Origin of the sequence: Kribbella sp. NPDC004875, from assembly GCF_042873375.1 — a bacterium.
Taxonomy (GTDB): domain Bacteria; phylum Actinomycetota; class Actinomycetes; order Propionibacteriales; family Kribbellaceae; genus Kribbella.
In genome coordinates this window covers 119,903-136,711 of sequence record NZ_JBIALI010000004.1, presented here as the reverse complement: position 1 = coordinate 136,711, position 16,809 = coordinate 119,903, and the positions used below count along the sequence as shown (strand labels likewise).

Below are 16,809 nucleotides of genomic sequence, written 5' to 3'. Positions count from 1 at the left end.
ATGACATCAGGGTGTACAGTCGTGATGTCACAGACTGACATCGCGAAGGGAAGCACCATGCGCGTCTTCATCACCGGAGCATCCGGGCACGTCGGGTCCGCCCTCGTCCCGGAACTCCTGCACAACGGTCACCAGGTGCTCGGCCTGGCCCGCTCCGACGAGTCCGCCAAGCGGCTGACCGACTGGGGCGCCGAGGCGATCCGCGGCGACCTGCACGATCTCGACCGGTTGCGCGCCGCGGCCACGGCCGCCGACGGCGTCGTCCACCTCGCGTTCCGCCACGATGCGATGGCGGCCGGCGACCTGGCCGGCGCCGCGGAGTCGGATCTCGCCGCCCTGCAGACGATCGGCGACGCCCTGGCCGGCACCGACAAGCCCTTGGTGAGTACGTCGGGCACCGGCATGCTCGCCCAGATCGTGCGCGACCGGACCGCGACCGAGGACGACTTCGACCCGAACGGCGGGTACCGCGTCGACGCCGAGAACTATGTCATCGACCTGGCCGCCAAATCAGTCCGCTCGTCCGTCGTCCGGCTGCCGCAGATCACCCACAGCCGGCTCGACCTGCACGGCTTCGCGCCCACCCTGATCGGCTTCGCCCGCACGAACGGCTTCGCGGCGTACGTCGGCGACGGGACGAACCGCTGGCCGTCAGTGCATACGCTCGACGCGGCGCGGCTCTACCGGCTGGCGCTCGAGTCGGCACCCGCGGGCAGCCGGCTGCACGCGGTCCAGGACGAGGGCATCGAGTTCCGGACGATCGCCGAGGCCATCGGCCGGGGACTCGATCTCCCGGCGCGCTCGGTCTCCGCTGACGACGCAGCGCAGTACCTCGGGTTCCTCAGCCGGTTCGCGGGCATGAACAGCCCGACGTCGTCGGCCCGGACGAGTGAGCTGCTCGACTGGCAGCCCACCCATCCGAACCTGCTGGCCGACCTGGCCGAGGGGTTCTACTTCGGTTAGACCTTCTGCGTTCAGACCTTCAGGACCGGCGCGATCACCTTCGACCGTGAGCCTTCGTACGCCGCGAGCAGGATGCCGAGGACGGCGATTCCTTCCTCCTCGGTGTGCAGCGGACGCGTCCGGCCGGCCAGCGAGTCGGCGAAGTGCCCGATCTCGGCGACGAAGGTGTCGACCGGTTCGAACGCGAAGGTCTCGGTCTCACCCGAGCGGAGACGGTAGGAGAGCGTCGTACCGTCGCTGGTCAGGGAGCCGAGCTCGCCGACCGCCGAGAAGCGCTCGGTGGACTCGGCCGGCTGGTAGGCCCAGCTGGTCACCATCTGGCCGACGACCCCGTTGTCGAACTTGATCAGGACCTGAGCGGAGTCCTCGCCCTCCATGAACTTCAACCGGTGCGTGGAGAGCATCGCGGTGGCCTCGACCGGCAGCCCGCCGGCCAGGTGCAGCATCAGATAAGTGGGGTGGTACCCGGTGTCGATGAGCTCGCCACCACCACTGGTCTTGCTGCTCGCCCGCCAGCCCATCGAGCTCGGGTCGAAGTCGTTGTAGAAGCTGTCGGTCGTGCGTACTTCGTAGACGGTGCCGATCGTGCCGGCCTCGAGCAGCTCCTTGGCCTTCGCCACCGCCGGCATGAACAGCTGGTTGTGCGCGCACATCAACGTCACGCCCGCCTTGGTGACCGCCGCGCGAACGTCAGCGGCCTCCTCCGCGCTGAGGCACAACGGCTTCTCACAGAGCACATGCTTGCCTGCCTCGGCGGCCGCGACGATCGCGTCCCGGTGCAGATGGTGCGGCAGACAGATGTCGACCGCGTCCAGCTCCTCGTTGGCGAGCATCTCGCGGTAGTCCGTGTACGACGTGGCACCGAGCTCCTCGCCACGCTTCTTGGCGGTCTCCTCGACCGCGTCGGCGACTGCGGTGATCCCGATCTTGTCCGCGTGTTCGGCGTACCCGCGGATGTGCGCCGAGGCGATTCCGCCGGCGCCAATGAGCCCAACCTTGATCATCGGAACGCTCCTCAGCTGTAGGAAATGACGCGGTTGGACTCGGCGGCCGCGTTCGCGGCGACCACCAGACGGGTCAGCTCGATCGCGCGCGCGATGTTGTCGTCGGCGCGGGTGTCGTTGGTGATGTGATCGACCCACTGCGCGAACGCGTCGGTCGAGTGCTCGGGCACCGGGATCTGCTCGCCGTTCACCGTCAGCACGTTGCCGGCGTCGGTGTACGTCAGGGTGCCCTCGGTGCCGAACAGGTCGATCGTGAACGGGTTGCCGCTGGCGAACCCGGCCTCGATCACACCGATCTTCTGGTCGGCGTACCCAGCCACCACGACAGCGTTGTCTTCGAGACCGCGCCCGGCCACGGAACGGTACGTCGCACTCACGGTCTCCGGCGTCGCGCCGAGGAACAGCTGCGTCAGGTAGATCGGGTGGCAGCCCAGGTCGGTGAGCGCGCCACCGATCGCGGCCTTCGGCTCGAAGAACCGCTGCGGGAGCCAGCCCTCCTTGCCGTCGCGCCCGATCGCGCCGTCGTGCGACAGCCGGACGCGGCCGTACGTCAGTCGGCCGAGGGTGCCCTTGTCGAGTACTTCCTGGATCGCCCTGGTGTACCCGTGGTACAGCCGCGGCAGCGAGACGATCAGCTTCACACCGGCCTCGTCCGTCGCCGCGACGATCTCTTCGGCTTCGGCGACCGTAGGCGCGAGGACCTTCTCGGTGAAGATGTGCTTACCGGCCCGGGCGGCCTTCACCATGATGTCGCGGTGCACGTCGGTCGGGGTGGTGATCACGACGCCGTCCAGGTCTTCGCGGGCGAGCAGCGCGTCGAGGTCGCCGGTGTACTCCACACCGAACTGCTCGGCGCCGGCCTTGCCGCGCTCGGAGTCGTCGTCCCAGACGGCCACCAGGTCCGTCCCGGGGTGCGCCTGGGCCTGCCTCGAGTAGTCGCCGGCGTGCACGTGCCAGAAGCTCAGCGTGGCGATCTTCAGTGGGTTGGACACGTAGGTCCTCCTCATTTCGGATGCATTCGGAAACGTTTCGGATCGACCGTCGGCTGATCACGGTACAACGTTGTCAGGAGGTCTGGACAGGGGTCCGGCGCGCCCTTCCACACGCTGAGACCCGCGCGCAGTCGCGGTGCTTATAGTTATCCAGGAGTCCTGGATTAGGTGAGGAGCCACGGATGACTGAGCAGCCGGTCGGCGGGGATCTGTCGCGGCTGCGTCAGCTCAACGCGGTCGCCGTACTGCGGGAGTTGCGCGGGGACCAGCCGTTGACGCTCACCGAGTTGTCGCAACGCACAGGACTGTCGCGCGCTTCGACCGAGGACGTCGCCCGGGACCTGCTCGGGCGCGGCTGGCTGACCGAGGTGGCGCCGGCTGTCGGGTCGGTCGGGCGGCCGGCCCGGCGGTACCGGTTCAACGCCGGGGCCGGGCGGTTGCTCGGGGTGGACATCGGTGGGCACAAGGCGCTGGCCGTGGTCACCGACCTCGACGGCGAGGTCCTGCACCAGACCCGGATCGAGATCCCCGCCGACGCCGGCCGCCGCGAACGCCTCGCCGCCCTCGACCGCTGCGTGACCAAAGCTCTCGCGGCGGCGCGAGGAGGCGAAGCGGCTCGCCCGAGCGCGGGTGGTGTGGACGCCGGCGGCGGGCTCGAGACGGCTCGCGGGCCGGGCGAGATCTGGGCGACCGGCGTGGCCACCACCGGGCTGGTCGACGGCGCCGGGAAGGTGATGCTGTCCGACTCCCTCCCCGAGTGGACCGGCGTCGACCTGGCCGCGCATGTACGCCGGTTGGTGCCGGGTCCCGTCCGCGTGGAGAACGACTGCAAACTCGCCGCACTGGCCGAGACCTGGCGCGGCGTCGCCCGCTACGCGAAAGACGTCGTCTTCCTGCTGGCCGGCCTCCGCACCGGCGCCGGCCTCATCATCAACGGCACCCTCCACCGAGGCTTCGCCAACTGGTCGGGCGAGATAGGAGCCCTCCCCGCCGCCCGCTGGCAAGAAGCACCCACCCACCTCCACACCTGGCTAGAACGAACAACCGCCACAACCGGCGAGGTGGCGGGCTCTGCTCAGGGCGGGGCTTCTCCACCTACTTCATCCCGAGGGGTGGTTGGGGCCGGTGGGGCGGAGGGGTTCGAGCGGGTGTTTGTGGCGGCTCGGGCGGGGGATGTTGCGGCGCTGGCGGCGGTGCGGGGGTACGTGACGGATCTGGCGGTGGGGGCTTCGGCGTTGGTGTTGACGCTGGATCCTCAGATGGTGGTGATCGGAGGTGGGTTCTCGCGGTCGGCGGACGTGCTGGTGGAGCCGTTGCGCCGGGAGCTCGATCGGTGGTGTCTGCGGACACCGGAGATCCGGGTGTCCGCGTTCGCCGACGAAGGGGTCGCGCTCGGCGCGGTCCGGCTGGCGCTCGAGGAGGTCGAGTCGACGATCACCTCCGGCCTGAGGCCTTGACATAATCTTCCTGGACTCCATGATTATCCCCATCGCCACGCCCAGCGAGAGGAAGCATCATGATGCGTCCGTTCCGCCTGCCCACCGTCCGCCGCCGCACCCTCACCACCGCGCTCACCACCGGCGACGACGCGACCAAGGACCGAGTACTGGCGCACCTCGACCAGTTGGCGCCGTACCTGAGCGCCGGCCAGGACGTCATCGCCGTCGTGCAGTCCGGCCTGATCGGCGCCTGGGGCGAGTGGTACTACACGCAGAACTTCGGCAACGCCGGCACGGTCTCCTCCACCGACTGGGCGAACCGCAAGGCAGTCACCGACAAGCTCCTCAGCGTCGTCCCGTCCACGCGGATGATCCAGCTCCGTACGCCGAAGTTCAAACGCACCCTGTACTCGACCACCCCCGTTCAGCCGACAGACGCCTACAACGGCACGCCCCTGAGCCGGATCGGGCATCACAACGACTGCTTCCTCGCCAGCCCCGACGACTACGGCACCTACGAGAACCCGACTGTCGAATACCCGTACCTCAACAGCGACACGACATACGTCGCGATGGGCGGCGAGACCTGCGGCGTCAACGCACCGCGCTCCCAGTGCTCTACCGCGACGAGCGAGCTCGCACAGTTCCATTGGTCGTTCCTGAACACCGACTACGAGCCGAACGTGCTGAACTCCTGGAGCACCGGCGGCTGTCTCGCCGACGTCAGCAAGAACCTCGGCTACCGCTTCCGCCTGGAGTCCGGCACTTACCCCGCGACCGCCTCTCCCGGCGCGGCCCTGCCGATCACCTTCACCGTCCACAACGACGGCTACGCCACCCCCTACAACCCCCGCACCCTCGAGCTCGTACTCCGCAACACGTTGACCGGCGCGACCTACAAGCTCCCGATGACGTCGGACCCACGCCGCTGGACCGCGGGTACGTCGACCACGGTGTCGCAGACGCTCACGGTGCCCACGAACGTTCCGGCAGGCCAGTACGCCTTGCTCCTCGACCTGCCGGACCCACTCCTGTCCACCCGCCCCGAGTACTCCATCCGCCTCGCGAACCAGAACACCTGGGACGCCGCGACCGGGATGAACTCGCTCCTGCACACGATCACCGTCAGCTAGGTAGGAGAAACCCATTCCATGAGAAAGCTTGTCGTCGCCCTGGCGTCGCTCGGGCTGCTGCTGCCGACGCAGGCAGCCCTGGCGCACCCCGCACCGGCCACCACCCGCACCTACACGACCACCGACGAGGTGATCTCGAACCAGGAGCGCGGGTTCTACCACCACGAGGAGACCCACTACCGCGCCGACGGCACCGGCTACGTGCCCCTCGACCTCACGACCCTGCGGAACTACCGCACGCAGGAGCACATCACGCAGATCCTCCGCCTGTTCTACCTGGAGAAGTTCTCCAAGCAGGACGTCATCGACAAGCACTACCTCGAGTTGATGCAGGCCGACTTCGCCACCGCCCGCGCGGCCGGGGTGAAGCTGATCGTCCGCTTCGCCTACGCGCTGCCGGGTGACGGCTGGCCGCCGCCCACGCCGTACGGCGATGCTCCCGTGGCGCGGGTGGTCACGCAGATCAAGCAGCTCACCCCGATCCTGCGCGCCAACGCCGACATGATCGAGGTCGTGCAGTCCGGGTTCGTCGGGCTCTGGGGTGAGGGCTACTACACCGACTACTTCTCCGACCCGGCCGACCCGAGTCAGGTCTCGGACCAGAACTGGGCCGATCGCAAGGCCGTGATCGACGCGCTGCTCCAGGCACTTCCGAAGGACAAGATGGTCCAGGTGCGGACGCCGTACATGAAGCAGCGGTTGTACGGCGTACCGACCGGGACCGCCGGCGGACTCACGGCACAGCAGGCGTACGACGGTTCGGCGGTGGCGCGGATCGGGCAGCACAACGACTGCTTCCTGGCCAGCCCCGACGACTACGGCACGTACCTCAGTGACCCGATCGAGCTCGACAAGGATTTCGTTGCCCAGGACACCAACTACGTGCCCGAGGGCGGTGAGACCTGTGGGGTGGACGCGCCGCGCTCGGAGTGGCCGTCCGCGGCCGCCGAGATGGCCCGGTTGCACTTCTCGTTCCTGAACATCGAGTACCACCCGGACGTGCTGGCCAGCTGGGGCGCCAACATCGAGATCGCCAAGCAGAAGCTCGGCTACCGGTTCGCGCTGACGCAGAGCACGGTGTCGCAGTCGCACGGCAGCGCCCAGGTCGGAGTCACGATCCGGAACGACGGCTGGGCCGCGCCGTTCAACCCGCGGCAGGTGCAACTGGTGTTCCAGAACGACCAGCACACCTACCGCGTCAACGTGCCGGGCGATCCGCGGCGCTGGGGTGCCGGACAGACGGTGACCCTGAACTGGAGCGTCAAGCTGCCCGCCGGAAAGTACAAGGTGTTGCTCAACATCGCCGATCCGAGGCTGCAGTCCCAGGCCCGGCTGCCAGGTTCCAGCGAGACCTACAACGCGGTCTACGCGCTACGTCTCGCCAACAACGGAACCTGGCAACCGAGCACCGGGTACAACGACCTCGGCCAGATGGTCACGATCGGATAGCCGCCCACGGGCAGTCCTCGGCCCTGAGTTGGCTCCGGTAGCCGGTGGGGAAACAAATGTGCATCTGGTGACCAGAAGTTTCCCCGCCGGCGGTGCCGAGGCCGGTCTGCACCGAACCTCCGACTCAGGACACTAGATGTCCTCGGCCGTGCGGTTGGTGGCGTTGGACTGCTGAGCCGCTCCTGCGACCGGTTCTGGGAGGGCCGGCTCCGGCGCCGGGAGCTGGCGGGGTTCGTGGGCGATCCCCGCCGCGGCGTACGCGTCGGCCTCGTCGAGGGTCTCGTGGATCAGCAGCTGCCCCGCGATCGAGTCCAGCTTCGAACGGTTCTCCCGCAGCAGCCGGCGCGCCTCTGCGTAGCACTGCTCGATCAGCCGCCGTACCTCGGCGTCGACCGTGTTCAGCAGCTCGTCGGACACACCCGCGGTCCGCGCGTCGCCTTCCGCGGGCAGCACCGACACCGGCCCGATCGCGTCCGACATACCCCACCGGCCGACCATCGAGCGGGCGATCCGGGTCGCGGTCTCGAGGTCGCTCTCGGCGCCGGTGGTGACCATCCCGAGCACCTCCTGCTCGGCGGCCATCCCACCGAGTGCCCCGATGATCCGGCCGCGCAGGTAGTCCACGTCGTACCCGTACCGGTCCGCTTCCGGCGTCGACAGCGTCACGCCGAGCGCCCGTCCGCGCGGGATGATCGACACCTTTCGCACCGGGTCCGCGCCCTTCTGGATCATCCCGAGCAACGCGTGCCCACCTTCGTGGTACGCCGTCCTTCGCCGCTCCTCCTCCGGCATCACCACGTTCCGCGCCGTACCGAGCTGGATCTTCTCCAGCGCGTCGGTCAGATCGCGCTGGGTGATCTGCGACTCGCCCTGCCGCGCAGCCGCGAGCGCCGCCTCGTTCAACAGGTTCGCCAGGTCCGCGCCGGTCATCCCGGGTGTGGACCGGGACAGGGCGGCCAGGTCGGCGTCCGGCGCCAGCGGCTTCCCGCGGGCGTGCACCTTGAGGATCGCCTCCCGCCCCGGCTGGTCCGGCGCGTGCACCGTGATCGTCCGGTCGAACCGCCCGGGCCGCAGCAATGCCGGGTCGAGGACGTCGGCCCGGTTCGTCGCCGCCAGCACCACGACGCCCTCGGTGCCGGAGAAGCCGTCCATCTCGGTGAGGATCTGGTTCAGCGTCTGCTCGCCCTCGTCGTGCCCACCGAACGACCGGGCACCGCCGCGGGCCCGGCCGATGGTGTCGATCTCGTCGATGAAGATGATCGCCGGCGCCACCTTCCGTGCCTCGCCGAACAGCTCCCGCACCCGGCTCGCCCCGACCCCGACGATCATCTCGATGAACTCGGACGCGCTCGCGGAGAAGAACGGTACGCCGGCCTCGCCCGCGGTCGCCCGCGCCAGCAGCGTCTTGCCGGTGCCGGGCGCGCCGGCCAGCAGCACACCCTTCGGCGCCCGCGCGCCCAGCCGCCGGTACTTGTCCGGGTCCTTCAGGTAGTCGACGACCTCCTCGATCTCGGCCTCGACCTCGTCGATCCCCGCGACGTCGGCGAACGTCACCCGCACCGTGGTCGGGTCGACCGGCTTCTTCTGCTGGCCGCTGCCACCGAGCAGCCCGCCCAGACCGCCGCCGGCCCGGCTGCGCCGGATCAGCCACCAGTAGAAGGCCGCGATCAGGATGAACGGGCCGAGCGAGATCAGCAGGTTCCAGAGCACGCCACGCTGCGCGACCACCGGTGTCGCCCGGACCGTGGCGCCGCCCTTCTGCAGGTCGCCGTACAGGTTGTCGTTGGCGAACGTCGGCCGCTCGGTGGTGAACTTGGTGAACGTCGAGCCGCTCTTGCCCGGTACCGGAGCGGCTTCCTTCAGCCGCCCCTCGATGGTGTCGCCACGGGCGAAGATCTCGGCCACGTTCTGTTTCTGGACCTGCGCGGTGAAGTCGGTGTAGGCGATCGTCTGCTCGCCGCCGGACATCTGGTCCTGCATCGTGGTGAGCAGGAAGAGCAACAGGTAGCCGCCGATGATCCAGGCGGCCCACTTCCACCACCGCGGCCGCCGGGGTCTGCCGTTGTCGCCGTGACCGGCCGGCAATCCCTCGGTCCGCCACGGCTTGTGCGGCGGCCGCGGCGATCCGCCCGGGTCCCGATCGCCCCGGTCGCCGCCCTCGGCACCCGGCCGGCGGTCGGCCGAGGACTCGTCCTTCGCCGGCTGATCCTTGTCGCTCATGCAGCCCAACATAGGACCTGAACCGCCTGCGACCCAGCGACAACCCGAACGACGTACGCTGGCGCATGCCCACCCCGCTGGTCCTCGACTGCGATCCCGGCCACGACGACGCGATCGCGATCCTGCTCGCGGTCGCCGATCCAGCCGTCGACCTGCGCGCCGTGACGACCGTGGCGGGTAACCAAACGGTCGAGAAATGCACGCTGAACGCCCGCCGCGTGCTGTCCCTCGCCGGGGCGCCGAGCATCCCGGTCGCACGCGGTGCGGCCCAGCCCTTGGTACGCCGATTGCGCATCGCCGACGACGTCCACGGACAGACCGGTCTCGACGGACCCCGGTTCACGGACGATCCGTCGGTGCCGCAGTCGCCGTACTCGGCGCACGAGCTCCTGACCGACGTGCTCCGGACCGGACCAGCGACGATCGTGGCGACCGGGGCGCTGACGAACGTCGCGCGGTTGCTCTCCGAGGAACCCGGTCTGGCGCCGAACATCACCGAGATCGTCTGGATGGGCGGCTCCACCGGCCGCGGGAACATCGCCCCACTCGCCGAGGCCAATTCCGCCGTCGACCCCGAGGCGGCGGATCTCGTCGTCCGGTCGGGCGTGCCGTTCACGATGTGCGGTCTGAACGTCACCCACCAGGCGCTCGTCACGGACGAAGTACTCGCCCGCCTGGACCGGATCGGTACGCCGTTGGCGCGGGTCTGCGTCGAGTGGATGACGTTCTTCGCGTCGACGTACCGGGAGCTGTTCGGGTTCGTCGCGCCGCCGCTGCACGATCCGGTGGCGGTCGCGCGGGTGATCGATCCGGCGATCGTCCGGTGCGTCGAGGCCAACCTGGTCGTCGAGACCCAGGGCGAGTGGACGGCGGGCGCGACCGTGGTTGACCTCGATCACTACACCGGCCGACCGCCGAACGCCCGGATCGCGGTGGAGCTCGACCGCGCCGCGTTCTGGGACCGAATCGTCGACGCGATCACCACCCTCGGTTGATCGCGTTCGTCTGCTGACAGCGGAAGAGGGTTCTCCGAGCCCTCCGCCTATCGCAAGGTGGAGAGGTCGAAGGAGGACATCATGTACGTCGAGAAGCCCGCCGCCACCTGGCCGGGCAAGCCTGAGATCCCCCAGCCGAACCCCGGAACGCCACGCCCCGGACCGTTCCCCGGCCTACCGCAGCCTGACGCGCCGCAGCCCGGAACGACGCCGCAGCCGATCCTGCCGGCGTGGTTCGAGCCGATGTCGATCAGCGTCGAGCAGGAGATCGCGGACCGGCTGCTGGCCGAGCGGGTGATCATCGTCGGCGGCCACCTCGACGACCGGCTGGCGAATCACGTCACCGCGCAGCTGCTGCTACTCGATGCCCGCAGCAACGACCCGATCACGCTGCAACTGTCCGCCGGCGAGTCCGACCTCGAGGCGGCGCTCTCGGTGGTCGGCGCGATCGGCCTGATCACCGCCCCGGTGCACGCCGTCGCCCGCGGCACGGTCCGCGGCCCCGCCATCGCCGTACTCGCCGCCGCCGAACAACGCGAGGCCCAGCGGCACACGATGTTCGTGCTCTCCGTCCCGCCCCTCACGGCCGAAGGCACCGCGGACGAACTCGCCACGGTCGCCGAGCAGTACGAGCGCCAGACGGCCCGCCTGCGCGACCTCATCGCCGACGCCACGGGCCGATCAGCCGATGAGGTCGCCCATGACCTGGAGGGCCGCGTCTTGTCCGCCGAGGAGGCGCGAACCTACGGTCTGATCACACGCTTACTGTGACCGGTGGCGGGTTGTTTCACCGATGCCGTGTTACAACACGCCAGCCGGCAAACAACCCGCCAGCGCTAAGCGTCGATCGTCAGGACCAGGCGGCCCGAGGTGGCGCCGGATGCCTGGCGGGACCAGGCGGTTGCGACGTCGGCGAGTGTGACGGTCTCGTGAGCCACCGCGATCGCGCCGGTCGCCGCGTGTTCGAGTACGGCGGTCAGCGCCTCCCGCCGCTGGTCCGCCGTCAGCGCGTTGTTCGTGTACCCGAGCACGCTCGCCGTCTTGCTCCGCAGTACCGCCGAGGAGAACACCGCCTCGTCACCGGACGACCCACCGAGGTTCACCAGCCGCCCGCCGGCCGCGAGCACCCGCGAGGCAGCCGTCGCAGCGACGCCGAACACCGGATCGACCACCACGTCGTACGACGGTTCGCCCAGCCGGGCCGTCAGCTCGTCCACATCCGTGCTCAGGGCAACCACTTCGTCAGCCCCGGCCACCAGCGCGCGCTCCCGCGACGCCTCGGACCGCGTCACCGCCACGACGCGCGAGGCACCCAGCACGCGGGCGGCCCCGATCGCCACCTGCCCGACCGCGCCACCACCGCCGAGCACGAGGACCTGCTCCCCCGCCTGCAGCTGGGCCCGCCAGGTCAACGTCATCCACCCGGCGACGCCGGACAACCCGATCGCCGCCACCGCGGCGTCGGACACGGCCTCCTCGCTCACGGCGAGCGGGATCAGATCCTCGTCCGGAACCGCGGCACGCTCGGCGAAGCTCCCGTCCCCCGCCGCCATTCCGGCCGACGTCGCGAAGAACACCCGCGTCCCGGGCGCCACGACCTCCGACTGCTCGACCACGCCGACGCCCTGGACACCCGGTACGTACGGGACGGCCGGCGGACCGAAGTACGACGTACCGGAGGCGCAGAGCAGGTCGAGCGGGACCACCGGCGCGGCGGTCACGCGGACGATCGACAGACCCTCGGCGGCGACCGGGTCGGGGTGTTCGGCGTGGGTCGGTGGTTCGCCGTGGGTGTGCAGGACTGCGGCGCGCACGCGAGACCTCCTCAGGTAGCGACGTCGGGGTACGGCAAGGACAGGTGCTGCAAGGCCCGACCATACGCCCTCTGATATTCCAGCGGTCCGTGGTCCCGCTCGAACATCGCGATGAACAGCGTCAGCGTGAGGAACGGATGCGCACCGAGTCCGAAGAGCGCGACGTGATCGTGTTCCCGCAGCGCGCGCCGCTCCTCCTCGGTGAACTCCTGCCAGGTGGACTTCTCGGCGACTGCGCAGTTCAGGAGCTGGTTGGCCATCTCCTGCTCCCACCAGTCCACCGTCCCGGCGGCGTCCTCGCGGTACCGCTCGACCAGCTCCGGGTCGCGGTCGACGGTGTAGAGGAACTTGTCCAGCAGGTACTTACTCATGCGGGCACCCCGTTCGGATACCAGGTGAAATAGGCCTCCATCGTGTGGAACAGGTCGAGCGAGTCGACGTGATCCGCCTTCTGCCCCGCGCCCGCGACACCCATCATCAGCAGGAAGTCCATGAACCCGTGGGTGGCGTTGCCCGGCAGGTGCAGGCTGTCCAGCGTCACCTCGGACAGGCACCCCTCGATGTCGCCACCGGCGATCCAGTCCACCGCCTTGCGATCGAACTCCGGGTCCGGCCCGTGCGCACCGAACTGCCGCGGTCCGCCCAGCTCCAGCGACAGGTGTCCGGTCCCGATGATCGCGACCCGCTTGTCGATCGGCCACGACTCGACCAGCTGCCGGATCGTCCGGCCGAGCTCGACGAACCGGCCCGGGCGCGGCAGCGGGGGCGCGAAGATGTTGGTGTAGATCGGCACGATCGGCAGGTCCGCCTCCGGCCGGAGCGTGATGATCGGGCAGGTGATGCTGTGGTCGATCCGCAGTTCGTTGCTGAAGGCAAGGTCGAACCCGGCGTCCAGCCCGTTCCGCAGGATATGCCCCGCGAGCTGCTCGTCCCCGGCCAGCCGCATCCGCGGCAGCCCGAACTCACGCTCCTCGTTGTACCAGTTGGCGTCGAAGTACGGCGCCTTGCCGACCAGGAACTGCGGCATGTTGTCCAGCCACAACTGATGGAAGTGATCGCTGCCGACCATCACCAGGATGTCCGGCCGGGCCCTCGTCAGCGTCTCCCGGAACGCCTCGATCTTCGCCACCCACTCATCGGCGAACGGCGGCCGATCGGCACCGGTGGCGGTGCTCGCGCGGTAGTAGAACGGATGGTGGGTCGAGGCGATCACCGCGGCGACTGTGGCCATCTGGTCCCCCTTCAGGACTCCGGATCGACGTACTCGGCGTTGCGGTCGACGGTCAGATAGGCGTCCATGCCGATCGGGCGGCGGCGTTCCTCGGCGATCTGCCCGAGCAGGCCGGCCGCCCGCGCGAGCAGCGCGAACCCGCGCAGCAACTCGACCGGGAGCCCGAGATCGGCCAGCGCCGCGCCACAGACGCCGGCGCCGTTCAACGGCAGCTTGCGCCCGAGGACCTGTTCATGGACCCGCCCGATCGCCTCGAACAACCGCAGGTGCGGGCCTTCCAGCCCTTCCTCGCGCGCGATGCCGATCAGCACCGGCGTGCGCGGGTCCTGCACCTTGTGCACCGGATGACCGAGCCCGGGGACGTACTTCCCACCCGCTCGCGCATCCCGGACGACGGCGAGCGCGAGCTCGTCCCAGCCGGCGTCGTCCGTCGGCGCGTCCCGTCCGTCCAGGGCCTGATGCAGGAACATCCCGCAGTCTTCGGTGACGCCCAGGAAACGTGATCCGCCACCGAGCAACCCGGCGGCGAGCGCGCCTTGCAACGAGTCCGGCGCCGACAGGTACGTGAGCCGCGCCGCGATCGCCGTCGGCGTGAACCCGTGATCCGCGAGCGCGACCAGCACGGCCTCGAACACCCGCGTCTCGGACGGCGTCGGCCGCCGCAACGCGACCAGCCAGAACGCCAGCTCCCCGAACCCGACCTTGCCCATCAGGTCCGCGGTCAGATCCTGCCCGAGCAGCCGGATCTCGTCCGCCGTCGACGTACCCAGTGATGTCGGAAAGCTCATCAGGTCAGCCACTTCCTCAGCTCGTCACCGTGCTCGTCGAGGGACGGTGGCGGCAGCCGGTACGACGCCGCGCTGCCGGTGTCACCGGTGTCACCTGTGTCACCGGTGAACGTGATCGGATTCCGCACCGTCGGGATCCCGCCGACGGTCACCACCGGGTCCAGCCCGATGTCCTCGGCGAACGCGACCCCGCCGTCCACGGTGTTGATCGGCCCGCACGGCACCCCGGCCGCGATGATGTCGCGGAACCACTCCAGCTTCGTCCGTGCCATCAGCCGGTCGACGAGCAGCGGCCGGAGCTCGTCCCGGTTGGCGGTCCGCTTCTCGTTCCGGTCGAACCGCGGGTCGTCGGCCAGCTCGGGTACGCCGAGGACCTCGACCAGCTTGCGGAACTGCCCGTTGTTCCCGGCCGTGATGATCAGCTCCCCGTCCGCGCAGGGCAGCGGCTCGTACGGGAAGAGGCTCGGATGGCTGTTCCCCATCCGCCGCGGCACCACACCACCGGCGACGTACGCGCTCGACTGGTTCACCAGGCCGGACAACGCCGACGACAGCAGGTTGACCTCGACGTGCTGGCCGCGGCCGGTCTCGTGCCGGGAGTTCAGCGCGGACAGTACGCCGATCGTCGCGTGCAGCCCAGCCATCACGTCGAACACCGAGATGCCGGCCCGGAACGGTTCGCCGTCCGGATCGCCGGTCAGACTCATCAGCCCGGAGATCGCCTGCACGATCAGGTCGTACCCAGGCAGCTCGGCGCCCTTCGGCCCGGATCCGAACCCGCTGATCGACGCGTAGATCAGCCCTGGGTTGCCTGCGGCAACGGTCTCGTAGTCGAGCCCGAACCGGGCCAGCCCACCCGGCCGGAAGTTCTCCACCAGCACGTCCGCGCGACGCGCCAGCTCCTGCGCCGCGGCCAGGTCGCCGGCGTCCTTCAGGTCCAGCGCGATCGACCGCTTGTTCCGGTTCACCGCGAGGTAGTACGTCGAGATGCCGTCCCGGACCGGCGGCTGCCAGGACCGGGTGTCGTCACCGGCGGGCGCCTCGACCTTGACCACGTCGGCGCCGAGGTCGGCGAGCAGCATGGTCGCGTACGGACCGGCCAGGATCCGGGAGAAGTCGGCCACCAGCAGACCGGACAACGGACCGTTCACCCTGACCTCCCGACGAGATCTACGGACATCTGTCCGCACCAGTCTCGGCACGCCTTCCATCGCCTGTCAACCACTCGTCGCGACCCCTTGACAGCGTCAACTAGCGCTCCAATAGTGAGCAACAGCGCCCCATGTGACCGTGATACGGACGTCTGTCCGAACTGTTCTGGAGGGGATCATGACCAAGCTGCTGCTGCGGGGCGGGACCGTACTGACGATGGACGACCGGCACACGGTCGTCGCGGACGGCGACGTGCTGGTCGACGGCGACCGGATCGCGGCCGTCGGCCGGGACCTCGACGTCCCGGAGGGGACCACGGTGATCGACGCGTCCGGTGGCATCGTGATGCCGGGCATGATCGACACCCACCGGCACATGTGGCAGACCGCGATGCGCGCGTACGGCGCCGACTGGACGCTCACGCAGTACTTCGTCTGGTACTACCTCGAGCACGGGAAGACGTTCCGGCCCGAGGACATCCACGCCGGCAACCTGACGTCGGCCTGGGAGTCGCTCGAGGCCGGTGTCACCACGACCGTCGACTGGTCGCACGGTTTGCAGAGCGTCGACCATGCCGAGGCGGCGGCCGACGCGTTGCGCGCCGTACCCGGGCGCTTTGTTCTTGCTTACGGCAACATCCAGGCCGGGCCGTGGGAATGGACCGCGGACCCGGCAGTGCGCGCGTTCCTGGAGCGGATGCGAGACGACTCGCGGCTGGGCCTGCAGCTGGCGTTCGACGTCACCGGCGATCCCGCGTTCCCGGAGCGGCCCGCGTTCGAGGTGGCCCGCGAGCTCGGGCTGGGTGTGACCACGCACGCGGGGGTCTGGGGCGCGACCAACGACGACGGCATCCGGTTGATGCACGAGAACGAGTTCATGACACCGCAGAACATCTACGTGCACGCGGCGTCCCTGAACACCGACTCGTACCAGCGGATCGCCGCGACGGGCGGATCGATCTCGGTCTCCACCGAGTCCGAGCAGAGCGCCGGCCAGGGCTACCCACCGACCTGGCAGGTACGCCGCCACGACATCCCGGTCTCACTGTCGATGGACACCAGCGTGTGGTGGAGCGGCGACCTGTTCAGCGCGATGCGGACCACCCTCGGCGCGGACCGCGCCCGTGAACACCTCGAGGCGCACATGAAGGGCGCCACCGTGACACACAGCCATCTGCGCGCCGAACACGTCGTGGACTGGGCGACCCGCGGCGGCGCGAAGGCCCTCGGCCGCGACGACCTGGGCAGTCTCGAACCGGGTCAGAAGGCCGACGTGATCCTGATCAAGAACGATGCGTCACCGGTGTCGTTCCCGCTGATCAACCCCTACGGCCAGGTCGCGTTCCAGGCGCAGCGCGGCGACGTCCACACGGTGATCGTCGACGGTCGCGTGGTGAAACAGGACCACAAGCTGGTCGGATGCGACCTGGCCGCCGTACGCCGGGACGTGGAGGCGACCGTCGACTATCTGCGCTCGTCGCTCGGCGAGGAGGCCTGGCGGAACGGGATGAACCCGGAGCTGCCGAAGGGCGAGGTGCTCGACAACCCGTACCAGTACACCGAGTACAAGTCCGACTCGACGCGTGAGGCACGTGGCACCATCTTCGGTGAGCCGTAGTCGACCGACGGA

15 protein-coding genes are annotated in these 16,809 nt (G+C 69.4%); 7 read left to right on the top strand and 8 right to left on the bottom strand.

Annotated elements, in window-relative coordinates:
* Window positions 1-24 precede the first annotated feature (24 nt).
* The gene (locus ACFYRH_RS22980; protein WP_387778683.1) at window positions 25-963 is read left to right on the top strand and encodes an SDR family oxidoreductase; all 939 of its coding nucleotides are present in this window, start codon (window positions 25-27) and stop codon (window positions 961-963) included.
* Between the two features lie 11 nt (window positions 964-974).
* On the opposite strand, the gene ACFYRH_RS22975 is transcribed toward ACFYRH_RS22980, so the two are convergent.
* Together ACFYRH_RS22975 and ACFYRH_RS22970 are read right to left on the bottom strand one after the other, a co-directional pair.
* The gene (locus ACFYRH_RS22975; RefSeq protein ID WP_387778680.1) at window positions 975-1,967 is read right to left on the bottom strand and encodes a Gfo/Idh/MocA family protein; all 993 of its coding nucleotides are present in this window, start codon (window positions 1,965-1,967) and stop codon (window positions 975-977) included.
* An 11-nt stretch (window positions 1,968-1,978) separates the two neighbouring features.
* On the bottom strand, window positions 1,979-2,959 hold the full coding sequence (locus ACFYRH_RS22970; RefSeq protein ID WP_387778677.1) for a Gfo/Idh/MocA family protein: 981 nt from the start codon (window positions 2,957-2,959) through the stop codon (window positions 1,979-1,981).
* Window positions 2,960-3,141: 182 nt separating this feature from the next.
* Here ACFYRH_RS22970 and ACFYRH_RS22965 point away from each other — a divergent pair, with 182 nt between their 5' ends.
* The 3 genes from ACFYRH_RS22965 to ACFYRH_RS22955 are packed head-to-tail and all read left to right on the top strand — an operon-like array spanning window position 3,142 to window position 6,980.
* Window positions 3,142-4,416 carry an ROK family protein gene (locus ACFYRH_RS22965; protein ID WP_387778674.1) on the top strand — a complete coding sequence of 425 codons (1,275 nt, stop codon included), beginning with the start codon at window positions 3,142-3,144 and terminating at the stop codon, window positions 4,414-4,416.
* Window positions 4,417-4,475: 59 nt separating this feature from the next.
* Complete coding sequence (locus ACFYRH_RS22960; RefSeq protein ID WP_387778671.1) at window positions 4,476-5,531, top strand: DUF4832 domain-containing protein; 1,056 nt, start codon at window positions 4,476-4,478, stop codon at window positions 5,529-5,531.
* A gap of 18 nt (window positions 5,532-5,549) precedes the next feature.
* Complete coding sequence (locus ACFYRH_RS22955) at window positions 5,550-6,980, top strand: DUF4832 domain-containing protein (RefSeq protein ID WP_387778668.1); 1,431 nt, start codon at window positions 5,550-5,552, stop codon at window positions 6,978-6,980.
* Window positions 6,981-7,112: 132 nt separating this feature from the next.
* Here the strand turns inward: ACFYRH_RS22955 and ftsH are convergent, their stop codons facing one another.
* On the bottom strand, window positions 7,113-9,200 hold the full coding sequence (gene ftsH / locus ACFYRH_RS22950) for an ATP-dependent zinc metalloprotease FtsH (protein ID WP_387778665.1): 2,088 nt from the start codon (window positions 9,198-9,200) through the stop codon (window positions 7,113-7,115).
* A gap of 65 nt (window positions 9,201-9,265) precedes the next feature.
* Between ftsH and ACFYRH_RS22945 the strand changes: the two genes are divergently transcribed.
* A complete protein-coding gene (locus tag ACFYRH_RS22945) occupies window positions 9,266-10,195 on the top strand; it encodes a nucleoside hydrolase (protein WP_387778662.1) in 930 nt (309 codons plus the stop codon).
* A gap of 81 nt (window positions 10,196-10,276) precedes the next feature.
* A complete protein-coding gene (locus ACFYRH_RS22940; RefSeq protein ID WP_387778659.1) occupies window positions 10,277-10,966 on the top strand; it encodes an ATP-dependent Clp protease proteolytic subunit in 690 nt (229 codons plus the stop codon).
* A gap of 65 nt (window positions 10,967-11,031) precedes the next feature.
* Here the strand turns inward: ACFYRH_RS22940 and ACFYRH_RS22935 are convergent, their stop codons facing one another.
* From ACFYRH_RS22935 to ACFYRH_RS22915, 5 genes are read right to left on the bottom strand one after another with little or no spacing between them, the layout of a single operon-like run.
* The gene (locus ACFYRH_RS22935; RefSeq protein ID WP_387778656.1) at window positions 11,032-12,009 is read right to left on the bottom strand and encodes a zinc-binding alcohol dehydrogenase family protein; all 978 of its coding nucleotides are present in this window, start codon (window positions 12,007-12,009) and stop codon (window positions 11,032-11,034) included.
* Between the two features lie 11 nt (window positions 12,010-12,020).
* Window positions 12,021-12,380: a hypothetical protein gene (locus tag ACFYRH_RS22930; protein ID WP_387778653.1), complete on the bottom strand. Its 360-nt coding sequence runs from the start codon at window positions 12,378-12,380 to the stop codon at window positions 12,021-12,023.
* Window positions 12,377-13,240: a hypothetical protein gene (locus ACFYRH_RS22925; RefSeq protein WP_387778650.1), complete on the bottom strand. Its 864-nt coding sequence runs from the start codon at window positions 13,238-13,240 to the stop codon at window positions 12,377-12,379. The genes ACFYRH_RS22930 and ACFYRH_RS22925 overlap by 4 nt, the downstream gene beginning before the upstream one ends.
* 11 nt (window positions 13,241-13,251) lie before the next feature.
* Window positions 13,252-14,028, bottom strand: a complete 777-nt coding sequence (locus tag ACFYRH_RS22920) for a citryl-CoA lyase (protein WP_387778647.1) — start codon at window positions 14,026-14,028, stop codon at window positions 13,252-13,254.
* Complete coding sequence (locus ACFYRH_RS22915; RefSeq protein ID WP_387778644.1) at window positions 14,028-15,179, bottom strand: CaiB/BaiF CoA transferase family protein; 1,152 nt, start codon at window positions 15,177-15,179, stop codon at window positions 14,028-14,030. The genes ACFYRH_RS22920 and ACFYRH_RS22915 overlap by 1 nt, the downstream gene beginning before the upstream one ends.
* 178 nt (window positions 15,180-15,357) lie before the next feature.
* Between ACFYRH_RS22915 and ACFYRH_RS22910 the strand changes: the two genes are divergently transcribed.
* Window positions 15,358-16,797, top strand: a complete 1,440-nt coding sequence (locus ACFYRH_RS22910; RefSeq protein ID WP_387778641.1) for an amidohydrolase family protein — start codon at window positions 15,358-15,360, stop codon at window positions 16,795-16,797.
* Window positions 16,798-16,809: the final 12 nt, after the last annotated feature.